The organism is Brucella rhizosphaerae (assembly GCF_002252475.1).
Lineage (GTDB): Bacteria > Pseudomonadota > Alphaproteobacteria > Rhizobiales > Rhizobiaceae > Brucella > Brucella rhizosphaerae.
Genome location: NZ_NNRK01000029.1, coordinates 315860 through 333033 on the forward strand (window position 1 = coordinate 315860; position 17174 = coordinate 333033).

Consider the following 17174-nt stretch of genomic DNA (forward strand, 5'->3'; position numbering starts at 1 on the left):
ATGAACATGAATATCGATTTTGAACCGTTCCTCTCCCTGCCATGGCTCATTGGCATTCTGGTTCCGCTGGCACTTCTCGTTCTGGCAACGATTGCGCTGCGCATGCGCGGCGGGCTGATACGTTTACTTGCAGCCGCAGCCCTTGCCTTGGCACTGTTCAATCCCGTGATCATCAGTGAAGAGCGTGAGCCGCTGAAAAGCGTCGTCGCCCTTGTTGTTGATCGCAGCCAGAGCCAGGAGCTGGGTGATCGTCGAACTGACACGGATGCGGCTCTTAAGGCCGTGCAGGATCAGCTCGCAACCATGCCGCAGTTTGAAACACGCATAGTTGAAGCAGCCCAGCCGGTGGAGAATGAAGACGGTTATGCAACCCGTCTATTCGGCCCGCTCGCCCGCACTTTGCTCGATGTGCCACCGTCGCGCGTCGCAGGCGCGATCATGATCACCGATGGTCAGGTGCATGACATTCCGGCTAATAAAAATACCCTCGGCTTCGATGCGCCGGTTCATGCATTGGTCACGGGCAAGCCAGACGAATTTGACCGCCGCATTCGCTTCAACAAAGCCCCACGCTACGGCATCAGCGGCAAGCCGATGGAAATGTCTTTCACCGTTATCGATGAAGGCAAGAGCCTGGGCAGTTCTGCGCCTGTCGAAATTCGCGTCAATGGCGAAGCTGTTAGTGAAGAACAGGCACAGGTCGGTCAAGAGACACCCGTCACCATCGAGCTGCCGCGCGCAGGCGTCAATATTGTCGAGATTTCGACCCCAACGCTTCCGGGCGAAGTGACAGATGCCAACAATCGCGCGGTCGCGACGGTTGATGGAATCCGCGAAAACCTGCGTGTACTGCTCGTATCAGGTGAGCCGCATAATGGTGAGCGTACATGGCGCAATCTGCTGAAGTCTGATGCGGCAGTAGACCTCGTCCACTTCACCATTCTGCGCCCCCCTGAAAAGCAGGACGGAACACCGATCAACGAGCTGTCTTTGATCGCCTTCCCAACGCGGGAGCTTTTCGTCGACAAGGTCAACGAGTTCGATCTCATCATCCTTGATCGCTACCAGCATCGCGATGTGCTGCCGCTGCTCTATTATGATTACATCGCGCAGTATGTGGAAAATGGTGGCGCATTGCTGGTTGCAGCCGGGCCTGAATATGCAGGCGACATGTCGATTGCGCGCACGCCGCTTTATAGCGCCCTGCCCGCCATGCCTACCGGATCAGTCACAGAAAAAGCCTTCTATCCACGTCTGACCAATCTTGGCAAACGTCACCCTGTCACGCGCGGTCTTGATGGCAGCGAACAGGAGCCTCCACATTGGAGCCGCTGGTTCCGCACCATCGATATCGGCCAGCCGCGAGGTGAAACCGTTATGAGTGGTGCTGATGGAAAGCCTCTTCTGGTGCTCGACCGCGTCGGCAAAGGCCGTGTGGGCATGTTCTTGTCTGATCAGGGCTGGCTCTGGGCACGTGGATTTGAAGGCGGCGGTCCTTATGCAGCACTTTATCGCCGTATCGCCCACTGGCTGATGCAGGAACCAGAACTTGAAGAAGAAGCTCTGACTGCTGGCGGTAATGGCCGTACACTGACCATTCATCGTCAGACGATGGGCGATAATCCCGGAATAGCCTCGATCACCACGCCATCCGGCAAAGAACTGCAAGTCAATCTGACCCAGAACAAGCCCGGTCTGTTCGACGGCACATTGCAGACAGATGAAATCGGCATCTTCCGCATTAAAAACGGCGACTATGAAACGCTCGCTCATGTGGGTCCGGTGGACGCGCCTGAGTTTTCGGACAGCATCTCCACACCAGATCGTCTGAAGCCACTCGCTGATGCAACCGGCGGATCGGTCCATCGTGTACATGCGAGTGCCAACAGCTCAGTTCAGGTGCCTGCCATCACTGCTGTCGGTGCTGGGCGCTCTGCAAGCGGCAATGACTGGATTGGTCTGCTTGAGACATCGGATACCCAGCTAAAGAGCGTAAACCGCCTGCCATTGTTCTCTGGCCTGGCGGCTCTCGCCGCACTGCTCTTCATATTCGGCAGTATGTGGTATCGCGAAGGGCGGTAAAATCGCCCATATAACCCCTTGGCACCCACCAATGCCCCTCATCATGAGGCGCCGTATAAAACGGCGTCTCGAAGGACAAAAAGGGATTACTACTGCATAATTCCTTAAACTTGAATCAGTTTAAGGTAAAATTATGCAGCAAATTTAATCTGTTAGAGCGACCTTTGTGCGCCCAAGAGGGCGCACGGCGCTCTAAACGCGACTGGCGTGCCGCACGATACCGCTGGCGCCAGCCAGTGCACCGGGCACCAGCTCGCAAGCGAGCATCCGCCGTGGATCAACCGGCGCAGGCATTATCATCGAACCAGGCTCAACCATATTAAATCCGAAAGGACCATAATAAGGCTGGTCGCCAACGAGAACGACAAGTTTATGGCCAGCATTCTTGGCCGCTTCCAACGACATCCGCATCAACGTGCCACCGATGCCCCGCTTTTTCCAATCAGGCCGTACAGCAAGAGGCCCTAGCAACAATGCTGGGGTTTTTCCAACGACAACGGGCGTCATCCGCAGCGATCCGATAACGATACCGCCCATCAGTGCAACGAAAGACAGGCTCTCATCGTGAGGGCCGCCTTCCCGAATAAAATGCGCTGCACGGGTGAAACGGCCGGGTCCGAATGCTTCCGCATTCATATCTTCGATCTCGATATCGTGCGCAGAATCTTCCTGCGCGTAGGTCAGTTCAAGCTGCTGCATGGGTAAAATTGCCTAAGGAGAAGTCGACGGCCAGATGAAGCCAAGGGAATGCATTCTGCACGCATTGAGCGCAGTTCTAATTTCATCGTCGGATGAAACGCATTCCGGTCATAGTTCTCTCCTTCACGGCGGATAAATGGGCAATGCCGCAATTTGACAGTTGCCTAGCACCAAATTGGTCAGAGGTAAAACAATTTCTTTCAAAATGGCAGCATCGACTTACCTTTTTGGCACCGTTACGCACTGTTCACGGCTTGGTAGGCTGTCAAACGGCAGTTTTCCGACTATTTTCCTTATCAAAAGGAGAAATCACATGGGACTTCTGGTAGACGGCAAGTGGCATGATGTCTGGTATGACACCGCGAACACCAAAGGCCGCTTTGAGCGCTCTAAATCGCAGTTCAGAAATTGGGTCACAGTGGATGGCAGTGCAGGTCCAAGCGGCGAAGGCGGCTTCAAGGCCGAGCCTGATCGCTATCATCTCTATGTATCCTACGCCTGCCCGTGGGCGCATCGTACGCTGATCTTCCGCGCGCTCAAAAAACTTGAAGACGTCATTTCCGTATCGGTGGTTGATGCGCTTATGGTGGAAGAAGGCTGGACCTTTTACGGGACAACAGGCAGCACAGGCGATGCGCTTTATGGATCTAAGCGCCTGCATGAAATTTACACGCGCGCCGATCCGCATTATTCTGGTCGCGTGACCGTGCCCGTTCTTTGGGACAAGCAACGCGGCACAATCGTCTCCAACGAGTCGGCGGAAATCATTCGTATGCTCAACAGCGCCTTTGATGAATTCGGCGATGCATCGCTTGATTTATATCCAGAGCAGTTGCGCGGTGAGATCGATGCGCTGAACGACTTCATCTACCCGAACATCAACAATGGCGTCTATCGTGCGGGCTTTGCCACGACACAGGATGCTTATGAAGAAGCATTCGGCCAATTGTTCAAGGCACTCGACAAGCTGGAAGATACACTTTCAAAACAGCGCTATCTGACGGGCTCGCCCCTTACAGAAGCCGACTGGCGTCTATTCACAACGCTGATACGCTTTGATCCTGTGTATGTCGGGCATTTCAAATGTAATCTGCGCCGTATCGCGGACTACCCAAACTTATGGAATTACACGCGTGAGCTTTATCAGATACCGGGTGTCTCCACGACCGTCGATATGGAACATATCAAGGGCCATTACTACCGCAGTCACAAGACGATCAACCCCACAGGGATCGTTCCGTTGGGCCCGGAAATAGATTTTGCTGCGCCACACGATCGGGCAAGATTCGATAACTGAGCCTTTCCTGCAACAGTCTGACCAGAACATCAGCACTTCCTCAAATCTTGCTCGCCCCTTTTGATCTCGATCAATGGGGCGGCTCGCGACGCGGTTCAGATTACCCGCATCGCTACCCAAGACTTGAAGGAGAGACAGATGAACCGTTTTGCCAAAGGGCTTCTGGCCGCAACCGCAATCACCTTTGCAGCACCAGCCGCCTTTGCCGCTGATACGATCATCGCCCAACCGGCAACCGAGATCATTGCCGTCCCGCAGGCGCTGACGCCATGGCAGATTCGCGTACGCGCGCTTGGTGTCATTGCTGAGAACAAAGGTTATGTGAACGAAGTTCCCGGTTCGGGCCTTGATTACTCAAAATCAATTACCCCCGAACTCGACATCACCTATTACTTCACCGACAATCTCGCAGCTGAACTCATTCTCGGAACGACCTATGCCAATATTAACGGCACTGGGTCCATCGAAGGTTTGGGCAAGGTCGGCAAAACCTGGATTCTGCCGCCAACCCTCACACTGCAATATCATTTCACCAACTTCGGCGCTTTCAAGCCTTATGTCGGTGCAGGCGTGAACTACACCATGTTCTTTAATCAGGATGCATCCGGCGTTGACTACCTGAAAGTCAAGAACACCTTCGGCGGCGCGCTTCAGGTCGGCTTCGACTATATGATTGACGAACATTGGGGCGTGAACTTCGACGTGAAGAAGCTTTTTCTTGAACCGAAATTCGACGCGACACTTGCTGATGGTGTTACGCAGGTCAGCGGCAAGGCCAAACTCAATCCCTGGCTGATCGGTACAGGTATTACTTATCGCTTCTAATCTCTAAAAATGAGGGCGCGAAAGCGCCCTTTCCATTACCACGTTGGAAGCGGATCGAGATCGTGCAACGCTTCCTGCAAGCGACGCTTCGTCGAGGATGTGGTGCCTTCCGGCAGATTATCCAGCGGGAAAAAGCCAGCCTCTGCTATTTCCCTGTCACGCTTTTTTGGTTCTGTCTGTTCAAAGTCACGGCAGACATAAAGCGCCACATGGTCCCGAGGTGAAGCATGAGCATTCTTGTAAAGCGCGAAAAGCTCCGGCTTTCCCGTAAGGCGAATATTGCCTTCCTCGCGCAGTTCCTTTTCAAGTGCTTGCCCGAATGTCTCGCCGCTATCGACACCACCACCCGGCAATTGCCAACCGGGAACATAAGTATGCTTCACCAGAAACACGGAATTTTTCTCTTCATCAAAAACAATCGCCCTGACGCCCAAAGTCATGGGACGCCTTATCAAAAAATACGTATGAAATAAAAAATGGCGGAAGCGCATACCGTCACTCCAAGAGCATTTCCGGCAAAACTGCTTAGATGTTTTGCATGAGGCAAATGCGTAAAAATATTCTGCTCTCTGAATCTTGCTACAAATACATCAACAAAAAGTCGCTAAACACGGTTTCGATTTAAATAATAATACAGTACACCCACTATATGTTTCGCCTTGCCCACATCTCAGACATCCACCTGTCGCCTCTGCCACGTATTCGCTATCGCGAATTGGCGTCGAAACGCATTACAGGCTACATTAACTGGCTGCGAAACCGTAAGAATGCAATGCACGGCACGGTGCTGGACAGCTTGATCGCCGACATGCTGGCACACAAGCCAGACCATATTGCGGTCACTGGTGACCTTGTTAATCTGGCGCTCAATCTGGAAATCGACATCGCCCGCGATTGGCTCACAAGCCTGGGCAATCCGGACAATGTGTCCGTTGTGCCCGGCAATCACGATGCTTATGTTCCTGGTGCGCTCGATAAATCCTGCCGCAAGTGGGAACCATGGATGCATGGCGACGGCGTCGATAATCACGGTGAACGACCGATATTTCCTTACATGCGCGCTCGCGATCCGGTTGCCATGATCGGCGTTTCCTCGGCTCGCGCTACAGCACCCTTCATGGCGAGCGGCGATTTTCGCTCAGCGCAGGCCAAACGTCTGGCTTTGGCACTCGATGAAGCTGGCGCGCGTGGCCTGTTTCGTGTCGTAATGATCCACCATCCGCCAATCCATGGTGCTACACCAGCGCACAAGCGGCTATACGGCATCCGTCGCTTCCAGAAAGTCATCCGCCAACACGGGGCGGAACTGGTCATTCATGGCCATACACATCTCGCTACACGCTACGATATAGATGGGCCGGACGGTAAGGTTCCAGTGATCTGTGTACCATCGGCAAGCCAGAATTTTGGGGGGCATAAGCCGCCTGCACGTTATAACATCTTTAATATCGACCGTAAGCCGGAAGGCGGCTGGCTGTGCCAATGGGAACAGCACGGTATCGAAGATGAGAGCGAACACATCATCAAAATTTCAGAGCAGAAACTCTATTAAAGCATCTCCAGAAAAAAGGCGGCACATGATGCCGCCTTTTTTAATTATACTTTTCAGTTACTTACCAATAACACGATTGGCTGCTGAGACCAGAGCTTCAAGCGAAGCGCTCACGATATTATCGTTGATACCGACACCGAACAGCTTGCCATCGGGATAAGCGATTTCAACATAGGAAATAGCCGAAGCATCCGAACCTTGCTGTAGTGAATGCTCGGAATAATCGACAACTGACATCTTCACACCGAGATATTTCGACAGCGCGTCGATGAAGCCATCAATCGGACCTGTGCCCTTGCCTTCAATATTCTTGGTCACGCCGTTGTCGGTGATTTCGGCGTTCATAATGCGACGGCCCTTCTGCTCAGGATCAGCATAGGTATGGTGATCCACGAACTTGATACGGCCTTCTGCCTGCTCGACATAAAGTTTCTGGAACTCTTGATGAATACGCCTGGACGGGAGTTCCTTGCCTTCTTCATCCGTTATGTTCTGGATGATTTCGCGGAATTCCACCTGCAGATTGCGCGGCAGGTTCAAGCCATAATCGGCCTGCAGAATGTAAGCGATACCACCTTTGCCCGATTGGGAATTGATGCGGATGATCGCTTCGTAAGAACGACCAACATCCTGCGGATCAATCGGCAGATATGGCACTTCCCAAACCGGAGAATTGGCCGTCTTGCGAACCTTCATGCCCTTGTTAATCGCATCCTGATGCGAACCGGAGAAAGCCGTATAAACCAACTCACCCACATAAGGATGGCGCTCGGCGATCTTCAGCTGGTTTGAATATTCGTAGACATCTTTCATGCGATTGATGTCACTGCAATCCAGCTCAGGGTCGATGCCCTGCGTGTACATGTTCAGTGCCAGCGTCACCAGATCGACGTTGCCAGTGCGCTCACCATTGCCGAACAGCGTGCCTTCAACGCGGTCAGCGCCCGCCATCAAGGCCAGTTCGGTCGCAGCAATGCCGGTACCACGATCATTGTGCGGATGCAGCGAAATGATCAGGTTTTCGCGATTGTCGAGATTGCGGCACATCCATTCGATCTGATCGGCATAGACGTTCGGCGTGTTCATTTCGACGGTCGATGGCAGGTTCAAAATCAGTTTGTTCTCAGCCGTCGGTTTGACGATCTCAGTCACGGCATTGCAGATTTCCAGCGCCACATCCAATTCAGTACCAGTAAAGCTTTCAGGCGAATACTGGAAGCGATAGCCGCCGCCTGTCTTTGCAGCCATATCCATGATCATCTTGGCCGCATCGGTTGCGATCTGCTTGATGCCTTTGACGTCCTTGTTGAACACCACACGACGCTGCAATTCACTGGTTGAATTATAGAAGTGGATGATAGGCGTCTTGGCCCCTTCCAGAGATTCAAACGTGCGCGTAATCAATTCAGGGCGGCATTGCACCAGCACCTGCAAATCAACGGTATCTGGCACATCGCCCTGCTCGATTGCCCAGCGGCAGAAGTCGAAATCAGTCTGCGAAGCTGAAGGAAAGCCAATTTCGATTTCAGGAAAGCCCATATCGACGAGCAAACGGAACATGCGTTCCTTGCGGTCGTGGCCCATTGGGTCAACCAGGGCCTGATTGCCATCACGCAAATCAACCGAACACCAGATCGGTGCCTTTTCGATGCGCTTCGCAGGCCAGGTACGATCATCGAGTTTTGGAAATGGGAACGGCGAATATTTTACGCCGGCATCAGGCATGCCCTTTTGCTTTGGGGCAGAATTCGAGGTGTTTACATTCTGATTCATGGTCTTCTCATCCTCCCGGCCTGCCTGACAGTACTAAACTGCCCGAACGACACGGATATCTCGTCTTAAAATTCAAATGTGGATTTTGAGAAAGGAGCATACGTCGGCGGGATCGCTATCGACCGCCGGACGCTCCTTTCAACGAGCCCGGCGATCGCCGCTAAGGCCGAGGGTAAGAAGCGAGTTTAGAACGCAAACATTCACACGCGCGGAAGTGTCCGCTGCGGAATATCCCATAGATGTTGCGTTCTTCATAACCATGGTGAAGCTTTTACACGCGAGGTATGAAACGCGCAAGACGATATTTCTTACTATGTACATTCTGAAAACCGTAACCCAGCTCACGGAAAAAACACCCCAAGGCCGATACAAAGAGCAGGAAATGCGCTCTAAGCAAACGGCACAGAGCTGGTGCCTAACGGCAGCTTTGCCTCATCTTCTGGCTCGACATGGATCACCACGCGCGCGCTTTCGACCTGCGTTTTCAGAGCATCTTCGATTCGGTCGCAAATGATATGCGCGTCACCCACGCTCATATCGGCCGCCACAACCAGATGAAATTCAACAAAAGTTACGCGACCGGCAATACGTGTCTTGAGATCATGAACCTCAATGGCCCCACCAGCATTGGCAGAAATCACATCACGAATGCGCATTTCCTCGGCAGGCTCAACGCCAATATCCATCAGTCCCTGTACGGATGAATTGATGACGCCCCAGCCCTGCCAAAGAATGTTGATGGCAACCAGAATTGCAAGCAGCGGATCGAGGATAGCCCAACCAGTGATAACGGCACCAACAAGACCAACCAGAACACCTACCGAGGTGAACACATCGGTCATGATATGTTTGCCGTCTGCTTCAAGAGCTGGCGAACGCGCACTGCGCCCGGTACGAATGAGCAGCATTGCCCAGAGACAGTTGATGACGGCAGCGCCTGTATTGATCGCAAGGCCAAGCCATGGCTCATCGAGCTGACGCGGGTTCTCAAGAGCGGACCATGCTTCGTTTGCAATCAAAAGGGCAGCAATCGTAATCAGCACACCTTCGACAACTGCTGAAATATACTCTGCCTTGTGATGACCAAACGGGTGGTTATCATCAGCTGGCTTATAGCTGACGCTGATCGCCCACCAGGCACCAATCGCTGCAATAACATTGACGATCGATTCAAGGGCGTCGGAATATAGTGCAACCGAGCCGGTCAGTGCATAAGCGATGTATTTCAGGCCCATGACGCCAAGGGCAACGGGTATTGACCAAGCGGCTAGCCGCCGAACTTTTACACTCGCGTCCATAAGGAACCTTCAATTCTTAAATTTTAGTCCCGACAAGCGGGCTCAGGCTAACTGAGAAGCCTATTGCGCATTCACCCCGGCGAGGCCGGTAAGCAGCATTTCGATAGCCGTTCTATAGCCCATAAAATTCAAAATTCGAAACCCTGTTTTTTTACTTCGCGTATTTAATTTTCTCTTGCGAATGCAATGCATTACAGTTGCAAATGGTTCGCCAAAGCAGGTCGAAAAAGGCTTGGTTTTATAAGGCCCTGAATACAAAAACCGGCCGCAGTTTTCACCACGGCCGGTTTTGCAATTTGTAAAGTGAGAATGCGATCAGTAGTTGGTGCGACGTGCTTTATGCTTGCCGGCAAAATGCGTCACCACGTTTTCAATCATCCGCATACCTGCATTCTGGCCAAGCGACATGATGGATTCGGGGTGAAACTGAACAGCGGCCACTGGCTCTTTCTTGTGTTCAAACGCCATGATGACACCGTCTTCCGTTTCCGCCGTCACCAGGAAATCATCCGGCAGACGTTCAGGATCAGCAAAGATCGAGTGATAACGACCAACCGTCACTTCCTTGGGCAGGCCTGAGAAAATGCGTTCAGGTTTGGAGACCCGAATGCGCGACGGCTTGCCATGCATTGGAACACGCAACTGACGCAGTGTGCCACCATAAGCCTCTGCGAGCGCTTGCAAACCAAGACAGACACCGAAGATTGGCAATTGGCGCTTACGCGCCTTATCAATGGTCGCTTTGCAATCGAAATCCTGCGGCGTGCCCGGCCCGGGTGAAAGCACGACGAGATCCGGCTTGACCCGGTCGAACACCTCCTCCGCAACGGGCGAACGAACGGTCGAAACGGTTGCACCAGTCTGGCGGAAATAATTGGCGAGCGTGTGCACGAAAGAATCTTCGTGATCCACAAGCAGGATCGAAATCCCCTCGCCCACTTTTGCCGCTACGCGCTCTTCAACTACATGATTGCTCTTCTGTGCTTCGCGCACAGCAGCAATCATGGCGGAGGCTTTCAGTTCTGTTTCCGCTTCTTCCTCTTCCGGATTGGAATCGAACAACAGGGTTGCCCCGGCACGGATCTCGGCCACGCCATCTTTCACGCGGATCGTGCGAAGTGTAAGGCCGGTATTCATGTCGCCATTGAAGTGCATCATGCCAATGGCACCACCATACCACGCACGGGGGCTGCGCTCGTTTTCTTCAAGGAAACGCATGGCCCAGAGCTTCGGAGCACCGGTCACAGTTACGGCCCAGGCATGGCTGAGGAAGCCGTCAAACGCATCCATGCCATCACGCAGACGGCCTTCGATGTGATCTACAGTGTGGATCAGGCGCGAATACATTTCGATCTGGCGGCGACCAATTACGCGCACAGAGCCCGGTTCGCAGACACGGCTCTTGTCGTTACGATCGACATCCGAGCACATGGTGAGCTCGGATTCGTCCTTCTTGGAGTTGAGCAGTTTCAATATCTGCTCGGAGTCAGAAATTGCATCTTCGCCACGCTTGATCGTGCCCGAAATCGGGCAGGTTTCAATACGGCGACCATTGACGCGCACGAACATTTCAGGCGACGCGCCTACCAGATACTCGTTCTCACCAAGATTGATGAAGAAGGAATAAGGGGAAGGATTGATCGTCTTCAGGCGACGGAAAATCTCGGATGGGGCCGTGTGGCAGCGTTCATAGAACGTCTGTCCCGGAACAACCTCGAACAGATCACCACGCTGGAAGCTGGCCTTGGCGCGCTCGACCAGCCTGGCATATTCGCCCGGATTATGATCGCCGCGCGGCAAATCGCGCTCAGCGGGCTTAAAGGATTGCACTGGCGTGGCACGATCAAGATCATGCGTGGATGAACCGCCGCAAACAAACTCGTAACGATCCACCCAGGCACGCGCCGAATAATGATCCGCCACAAAGATTTCATCCGGAATGAAGAGCACCAGATCGCGCTGCTCATCAGGACGTTTGAGCTTGTACTCAATCGGATCAAACTGGAAGGCCAGATCGTAACCAAACGCTCCATAGAGGCCAAGATTTGCATCTTCCTCAGAAAAGAACAGGCCGACAATTGCACGCAGGACCGTAAAGACCGACGGCATACGCGAGCGCTCTTCTTCAGTAAAAGTGCCGCTCGGCTCAGCAATTGTGAGCTCAATGCAGTCTTCATCAGCCTTGTCGACTTTCACTTCCGCGAGAGCTTTGACCGTCTTGAGGATCGGGCGCAGCAGAATAACGCCGCGCTTGTTCAGTGCCTCAATACGCATCTGCCGTGCCCGCGATGTGATCGCAACAGGCGGATCGACAATCGCCGTATCCCATCGCGTGTAGCGGCCCGGATATTCGTAGTTGGAAGAAAAGACCGCACCCCGACGCTCGTTCAGAGCATCGATATACGTCTCGATCGCTCCCTTATAAGCAGTCAGATGACGCACGCGTTCGACAACAATGCCGCCCGCTGTCTCGTGCCTGAATATCTCGCTATCCGCAATCTTCGCGTTCATGGCTGGCAAATCCCAAATCTTTTTTCGTTTTCGAACACTTCCGAAACCTGGTTCCCCTTGCCGCCGGTCTCATTCAAACAGCCAAATAAAAAGGCCGCCCGGATAATCCCAGCGGCCTGTCTCTATAACGCAAATGCGCAAACGCCTGCGTGGCCGCTTTTAGCGAGCCCACCACCAGCCTTTGATGTCAATGCGCGAAATGTTCATGACGCTACTGTTATCCTTCCCGCGCATCGCTTGCAACTGTAAATTTGCGCTCCTGAACAGAGCCATACGATCCCTGTCGGCTTTGTCAGTTTCACAGCAGAATGGAATTTTCAGATTACCTCTGATCAATCTATGAAAAAACAATCCGAACCTTACAAGACGACCAGATCCCCCATCAGAACCTGCGCCGAAAACGCAAAGCGACCTATGGTGAACGTACCTTTACTGGCAATCAGTAGGTATAACACCAGCCACAAGTCATAACTTTATAAATGCAATATCACTTTCAGTATGCTCGTCCACTACCTTAGATTGCATTTCAGCACAACTGTTAATGCTATCGTGGCACCCCACTACTCCACCGTGTGAATGGATTCCAATTTATTCATGTTCAAAAATTTGGTCTTGCGCCAAACGCAGAATTCGGATTCATTTCGCAAGCAAATCATTTATAATTCAACAATAAAAAGACGCCCAAGCAGGCCGTCAAATGGGGACAACGATGAAAAATCTAGATGCGATGGACAGGAGTATTCTGCACGCGCTTCAGGAAAATGGCCGACTGACCAATACTGAACTCGCTGATCGCATTAATCTTTCCCAGACGGCAACCGCAGAACGCGTCAAGCGCCTGACGCGAGAAGGTTACATTCTCGGCTATTCTGCGCATCTTTCACCAAAGATGCTGGACCGATCAATGCTGGTCTTTATTGAGATCAAACTCGACCGCACAACACCCGAAGTCTTTGAGACATTTTCTACTTTCACGCGTGGCAATCCCGATATTCTGGAATGCCACATGGTTGCTGGCGGGTTCGACTATCTGATCAAAGCACGCGTGTCCGACATGGACCATTACCGGCGCTTTCTGTCAGAGGCCCTGCTTTCCTTGCCCGGCGTACGTGAGTCACACACCTATGCGGTCATGGAAGAGGTCAAGGAAACGTCACATCTCGCAGTTTAGAGCGCGCCCGAAAGCGTGACACGGTTTTCGCGGAAATTGCTCACCACGAACGGCGAACTGGCGCTTTGATCAAACCAAAGTTATTCGTCATTCGGCCTACCGCGTTTTTCTCAGCCTGATGGCCTCACTCCACCCAATCATCGGGACCTATTGCAAATTACTTTTTACGGGTATATACCCGCATAATGTCCAAGCCCTGTATCTGCATCCTTCTGCGTCAAGCTGCCCGTAAGTCCTCAGCCGTCTACGATGAGGCACTGGCGCCCCTTGGCATCAATATTGCGCAGTTCAGCCTGCTGCGAAAAATCTCGCGTGCTGGTTCTATTTCGCTGACCGAGCTTGCTCAAAAGGCAGAACTTGATCGTTCGACCATGGGTCGCAATGCAAAGGTGCTGCAACGCATGGGTCTGATTGAACCTGCCGCTAGCGATGACCATCGCGAGACGAGTGTCACACTAACTGATGCGGGTCGTGACATTGTCGAACGTGGCGCACCCCTGTGGGATAAAGCGCAAGATGAAATAGAAGCGCGGCTTGGAGATGAAGGTATTGAGCAACTGCAAGCCCTGCTCAGTGCCATCTCATGAAGCCCAGCCCTCTCGATTAAATTGACTACGAACAATGACAGGAACCTGCGCAGCCGATAGACGGCAAGCGGTTTCGCCTTCCAATCCGCGGCTGGTCGAAATCCAGCTCGAACTCGAAAGCGCCGAAAATGATTTCAGCCAGCCTTGCCAGCTTTCTTGCGCAAAGAAACATCCATTATGGATGGGTCGTCGCTGCTGTCACCTTTCTCACCATGCTGGCAACGGCTGCTGCGATGGGGTCGGCGGGCATATTGATTGAACCGCTTCAGAGTGAGTTCGGCTGGACCAACGCGGATGTTTCCTTCGCCATGGCCTTGCGTCTTGTCCTGTTCGGACTGATGGGGCCGTTTGCGGCTGCGTTCATGAACCAGTTTGGTCTGCGTCGGGTCGTCATGGCCGCCTTGATCATGATCTCGTTGGGACTTGTCGGTTCGATTTTCATGACTGAGCAATGGCAGATGGTTGCCCTTTGGGGCGTCGTCATCGGGCTCGGCACCGGGATGACAGCGCTCGTGCTGGGAGCAACCGTTGCCGCACGCTGGTTTGAAAAGCGGCGCGGTCTGGTGGTCGGCATGATGACGGCCAGCAACGCGACCGGACAGCTTATCTTCATGCCAATTCTGGCCAGCGTCAGTCAGTCGATCGGCTGGCGTACGTCGCTTACTATTGTTATTTCGTTCTTGCTGACAGCGCTTGTGCTGGTGTTGGCGTTGATGCGTGACAATCCGGCCGATATCGGCCTCAAGCCTTATGGCCGCACCGCCCCGATGCCCGCACCGGAACCTAAGAAGCACTTTGTTTCCATGCTCATCTCGCCACTGGTGACCTTGCGTGAAGTTTCATCCACAACCACTTTCTGGGTGCTGTTTGTCACATTTTTCGTCTGTGGCTTTTCCACAAACGGTCTGATCCAGACCCATTGGATCGCACTTTGCGGAGACTTCGGTATCGTTCCAGTTGGTGCAGCAGGCATTCTGGCGGTGATCGGCGCATTCGATCTCATCGGCACAATCGCTTCCGGTTGGCTTACCGACCGCTTCGACAATCGCTGGCTCCTGTTCTGGTTCTATGCCCTGCGTGGCCTGTCACTGATCTATTTGACATTCACCGACTTCACACTTTACGAGCTGGCGCTTTTCGCAGTGTTCTATGGCCTTGATTGGGTCGCCACAGTACCGCCAACCGTGAAGCTGGCAGCAGAGCAATTCGGCCCGGAAAAGGCCGGCATGGTGTTTGGCTGGGTATTTACAGGCCATCAGGTCGGCGCGGCTGCGGCAGCAGCTTTTGCAGGCTATGTTCGCACAGATTACGATAGTTACACACCTGCGCTCATTCTGGCAGGTGCCATGTGCTTCGCTGCGGCGGCGATGGTATTCCTTATCAATCGCCCCTCTCGCCGCCCTGTACTTCAGACTTCATGAAGCTGGAGCGCATCGCCAAAAGTCTGAAGCGGTTTTCGGAAAAGATGCGTGAAACAACTGATCAGAGTGCTGATCGCTTCCTGCCCTTTCTGTTCAGTGCCAGAACACCGAGACTGATCAGAAGGGCAGCGGTGGTGTCGGTCCAGCCCGGCACTTCACCGAGCAGAAACAGGCCCAGCACCAAAGTTGCAACCGGTATGAGGGCGGATAGTGCCGCCCCTGCTGCCGTTCCCAAAAGCACGACAGCACGGTTGAAAGCGAAGACGCCAAAGGCCGATGTCAGCACACCTTGATAAAAGCCCTGCAAGGCGATGTCGCTCCAGGGTGTTTCGCCAATGCCCTTATTCAGGAAAACGACGTAAATCGGCAGAAACACCAGCGCAGATGTTACTGCTGCAATTGCTGTGGCATGAAGTCCGTCCATGCCCTTCTTACGAAACACCATCACATAGATTGACCAGACAAGCGCAGCAGCAAAAAAAGAGAGGTGCCCTATCATCTCCTGCCCGCCCAATTGTGACAGACCGGCAATCAGCCCGCTCCCAATCAAGATCAGTACAACCCCGGCCCAACGCGACAGAACGAGACGCTCCTGAAGCAGAAGCACCCCGAGGATCGCAACGAGTGCGGTCATCAGTCCGGGGATAAGCGCCGCAGCATGAGACGCGGGCGCGAACTGCAATCCGTAAACTGTCAGCAATGCATAGGGAAAACCAGCTCCTGAAGCGAGAAGTACGAAGCCAAGCGGCCCCAATTGCCGGAAGCCGAAGCCTTTTGCAAAGACGACCGGCAGCAGCACCAAACCCGCCACGCCGAAACGCAGGGCGATAATATCGGATGGCATAAGTGCTGTCTTAAAGCCGAAGCGTGTCAGCACGAAAGAGCCTGACCAGACAAGGACCCCTGAAAGCCCCCATATCAGGCCCCTTATCGTATCGGATGCGGAGACTGGAATTGTCGTATCAGTGGTGGCCGTCATATCTGTGGTGCTCTGGTTCGTGGAATAGTCGGGCGACTATTGCAGAAACGCTGAGCACCAGCAGCATGGATAAGTCAGATATAAGATATTAGAAATTCTTATGCCGCTTTGATGTTTGCTTCTTTGGCGATAGCGCAGAAACTATCGATCAGATGCCGTACAGAACAGTCGGCACGATAAACGATATAGACCGTTCTGAACGTCGGCGGATTTAGTTTGATTGCGCGCAAATCATGCAAGTTGGCACCCGGCAAGCTGATCTCAGATAATAGCGTCATGCCGATGCCATGCCGTACCATTTCAAGAACGGTCGCAACATCGCGCGTCCTGACCTGCTCGCTTCGTGCTCCGCCATCCGCATGAATGATACGGTCAATGATCACCTCGCAACCCGCAGCCGCAATCAGCTGGCGATCACGCAGATCATTGGGCGCGACCGTTTCGCGCCGCATGAATGGATCATCACGCCGACCAACCACAACCAGCTCTTCCTGCCCTATCTCAACCGCTTCCAGACCGGAAAACGGCAGCGATGTGATGCCTATATCGGCAATACCCTCGCTTACCCACAGGCTCACATCATCATGGCCGCCTTCAAAGGTGCTGAATTCCACCCGTGGATGAAGACGCTGAAATGCTTTACGCAGATCAGGCAACGCATATTCAAGCTGACTTGGAATGGCTGCAACGCGCAGCTTGTTGGGTACATTGGTGATCATTTTGCGCGCCTGCGCTTCAATACGATCAACAGCTGAGAGGGCGCTGCGTGCATCCTCAAGAATGGTGTGGCCGAAGGCCGTGAGCACGGCGCCGTCACGTTTACGGGCCAAAAGATCCAGCCCCAGAATTTTTTCGAGCGTTGCAAGCGCCTGACTTGCCCCCGATTGTGTCAGGCCGAGCTTTCTCGCAGCCCCGCCCACACTGCCGGTTTCAACCACCGCTTCGAGCAATCTCAACTGAACAAGACTGATCTTCATCA

General features: G+C 53.2%; 14 protein-coding genes. 7 read left to right on the top strand and 7 right to left on the bottom strand.

Translation table 11 applies throughout. From position 1 onward, the window contains the following. Positions 1–6 precede the first annotated feature (6 nt). Positions 7–2082 carry a hypothetical protein gene (locus CEV32_RS14255; protein WP_094577893.1) on the top strand — a complete coding sequence of 692 codons (2076 nt, stop codon included), beginning with the start codon at positions 7–9 and terminating at the stop codon, positions 2080–2082. 192 nt (positions 2083–2274) lie between these two features. Here CEV32_RS14255 and CEV32_RS14260 read toward each other — a convergent pair whose 3' ends face one another. After that, the gene (locus CEV32_RS14260; RefSeq protein WP_094577756.1) at positions 2275–2781 is read right to left on the bottom strand and encodes a GNAT family N-acetyltransferase; all 507 of its coding nucleotides are present in this window, start codon (positions 2779–2781) and stop codon (positions 2275–2277) included. Positions 2782–3094: 313 nt separating this feature from the next. Here CEV32_RS14260 and CEV32_RS14265 point away from each other — a divergent pair, with 313 nt between their 5' ends. Together CEV32_RS14265 and CEV32_RS14270 are read left to right on the top strand one after the other, a co-directional pair. Continuing rightward, positions 3095–4078: a glutathione S-transferase family protein gene (locus CEV32_RS14265; protein ID WP_094577757.1), complete on the top strand. Its 984-nt coding sequence runs from the start codon at positions 3095–3097 to the stop codon at positions 4076–4078. 138 nt (positions 4079–4216) lie between these two features. Continuing rightward, complete coding sequence (locus CEV32_RS14270) at positions 4217–4903, top strand: OmpW/AlkL family protein (RefSeq protein WP_094577758.1); 687 nt, start codon at positions 4217–4219, stop codon at positions 4901–4903. A 35-nt stretch (positions 4904–4938) separates the two neighbouring features. Here the strand turns inward: CEV32_RS14270 and CEV32_RS14275 are convergent, their stop codons facing one another. Next, positions 4939–5394, bottom strand: a complete 456-nt coding sequence (locus tag CEV32_RS14275) for an NUDIX domain-containing protein (protein WP_094577759.1) — start codon at positions 5392–5394, stop codon at positions 4939–4941. Between the two features lie 158 nt (positions 5395–5552). On the opposite strand from CEV32_RS14275, the gene CEV32_RS14280 reads away from it, so the two are divergent. Next, entirely contained in the window at positions 5553–6455 is a 903-nt protein-coding gene (locus tag CEV32_RS14280; protein WP_094577760.1) for a metallophosphoesterase family protein, read from the top strand. A gap of 57 nt (positions 6456–6512) precedes the next feature. On the opposite strand, the gene leuA is transcribed toward CEV32_RS14280, so the two are convergent. The 3 genes from leuA to CEV32_RS14300 form a co-directional block, all read right to left on the bottom strand. Further along, complete coding sequence (gene leuA / locus CEV32_RS14285) at positions 6513–8228, bottom strand: 2-isopropylmalate synthase (RefSeq protein ID WP_094577761.1); 1716 nt, start codon at positions 8226–8228, stop codon at positions 6513–6515. Between the two features lie 389 nt (positions 8229–8617). Further along, a complete protein-coding gene (locus CEV32_RS14295; protein WP_094577763.1) occupies positions 8618–9526 on the bottom strand; it encodes a cation diffusion facilitator family transporter in 909 nt (302 codons plus the stop codon). Between the two features lie 315 nt (positions 9527–9841). Then, entirely contained in the window at positions 9842–12037 is a 2196-nt protein-coding gene (locus CEV32_RS14300; RefSeq protein ID WP_094577764.1) for an anthranilate synthase component I, read from the bottom strand. 709 nt (positions 12038–12746) lie between these two features. On the opposite strand from CEV32_RS14300, the gene CEV32_RS14305 reads away from it, so the two are divergent. From CEV32_RS14305 to CEV32_RS14315, 3 genes are all read left to right on the top strand, one after another. Further along, the gene (locus CEV32_RS14305) at positions 12747–13208 is read left to right on the top strand and encodes an Lrp/AsnC ligand binding domain-containing protein (protein WP_094577894.1); all 462 of its coding nucleotides are present in this window, start codon (positions 12747–12749) and stop codon (positions 13206–13208) included. Between the two features lie 185 nt (positions 13209–13393). Further along, positions 13394–13795 (top strand): MarR family winged helix-turn-helix transcriptional regulator, encoded by a 402-nt coding sequence (locus CEV32_RS14310; RefSeq protein WP_094577765.1) that lies wholly within the window; start codon positions 13394–13396, stop codon positions 13793–13795. Between the two features lie 128 nt (positions 13796–13923). Further along, positions 13924–15216, top strand: coding sequence for an MFS transporter (locus CEV32_RS14315; protein ID WP_094577766.1), 1293 nt, complete (start codon positions 13924–13926; stop codon positions 15214–15216). Positions 15217–15277: 61 nt separating this feature from the next. On the opposite strand, the gene CEV32_RS14320 is transcribed toward CEV32_RS14315, so the two are convergent. Further along, positions 15278–16195 (bottom strand): DMT family transporter, encoded by a 918-nt coding sequence (locus tag CEV32_RS14320; RefSeq protein ID WP_094577767.1) that lies wholly within the window; start codon positions 16193–16195, stop codon positions 15278–15280. 98 nt (positions 16196–16293) lie between these two features. Then, positions 16294–17172, bottom strand: coding sequence for a LysR family transcriptional regulator (locus tag CEV32_RS14325; RefSeq protein WP_094577768.1), 879 nt, complete (start codon positions 17170–17172; stop codon positions 16294–16296). Positions 17173–17174: the final 2 nt, after the last annotated feature.

Coding starts and splice junctions, on each gene's coding strand:
- CEV32_RS14255 (WP_094577893.1), top strand. CDS start 7: ATGAATATCGATTTTGAACCGTTCCTCTCCCTGCCATGGCTCATTGGC.
- CEV32_RS14260 (WP_094577756.1), bottom strand. CDS start 2,781: ATGCAGCAGCTTGAACTGACCTACGCGCAGGAAGATTCTGCGCACGAT.
- CEV32_RS14265 (WP_094577757.1), top strand. CDS start 3,095: ATGGGACTTCTGGTAGACGGCAAGTGGCATGATGTCTGGTATGACACC.
- CEV32_RS14270 (WP_094577758.1), top strand. CDS start 4,217: ATGAACCGTTTTGCCAAAGGGCTTCTGGCCGCAACCGCAATCACCTTT.
- CEV32_RS14275 (WP_094577759.1), bottom strand. CDS start 5,394: ATGCGCTTCCGCCATTTTTTATTTCATACGTATTTTTTGATAAGGCGT.
- CEV32_RS14280 (WP_094577760.1), top strand. CDS start 5,553: ATGTTTCGCCTTGCCCACATCTCAGACATCCACCTGTCGCCTCTGCCA.
- leuA (WP_094577761.1), bottom strand. CDS start 8,228: ATGAATCAGAATGTAAACACCTCGAATTCTGCCCCAAAGCAAAAGGGC.
- CEV32_RS14295 (WP_094577763.1), bottom strand. CDS start 9,526: ATGGACGCGAGTGTAAAAGTTCGGCGGCTAGCCGCTTGGTCAATACCC.
- CEV32_RS14300 (WP_094577764.1), bottom strand. CDS start 12,037: ATGAACGCGAAGATTGCGGATAGCGAGATATTCAGGCACGAGACAGCG.
- CEV32_RS14305 (WP_094577894.1), top strand. CDS start 12,747: ATGAAAAATCTAGATGCGATGGACAGGAGTATTCTGCACGCGCTTCAG.
- CEV32_RS14310 (WP_094577765.1), top strand. CDS start 13,394: ATGTCCAAGCCCTGTATCTGCATCCTTCTGCGTCAAGCTGCCCGTAAG.
- CEV32_RS14315 (WP_094577766.1), top strand. CDS start 13,924: ATGATTTCAGCCAGCCTTGCCAGCTTTCTTGCGCAAAGAAACATCCAT.
- CEV32_RS14320 (WP_094577767.1), bottom strand. CDS start 16,195: ATGACGGCCACCACTGATACGACAATTCCAGTCTCCGCATCCGATACG.
- CEV32_RS14325 (WP_094577768.1), bottom strand. CDS start 17,172: ATGAAGATCAGTCTTGTTCAGTTGAGATTGCTCGAAGCGGTGGTTGAA.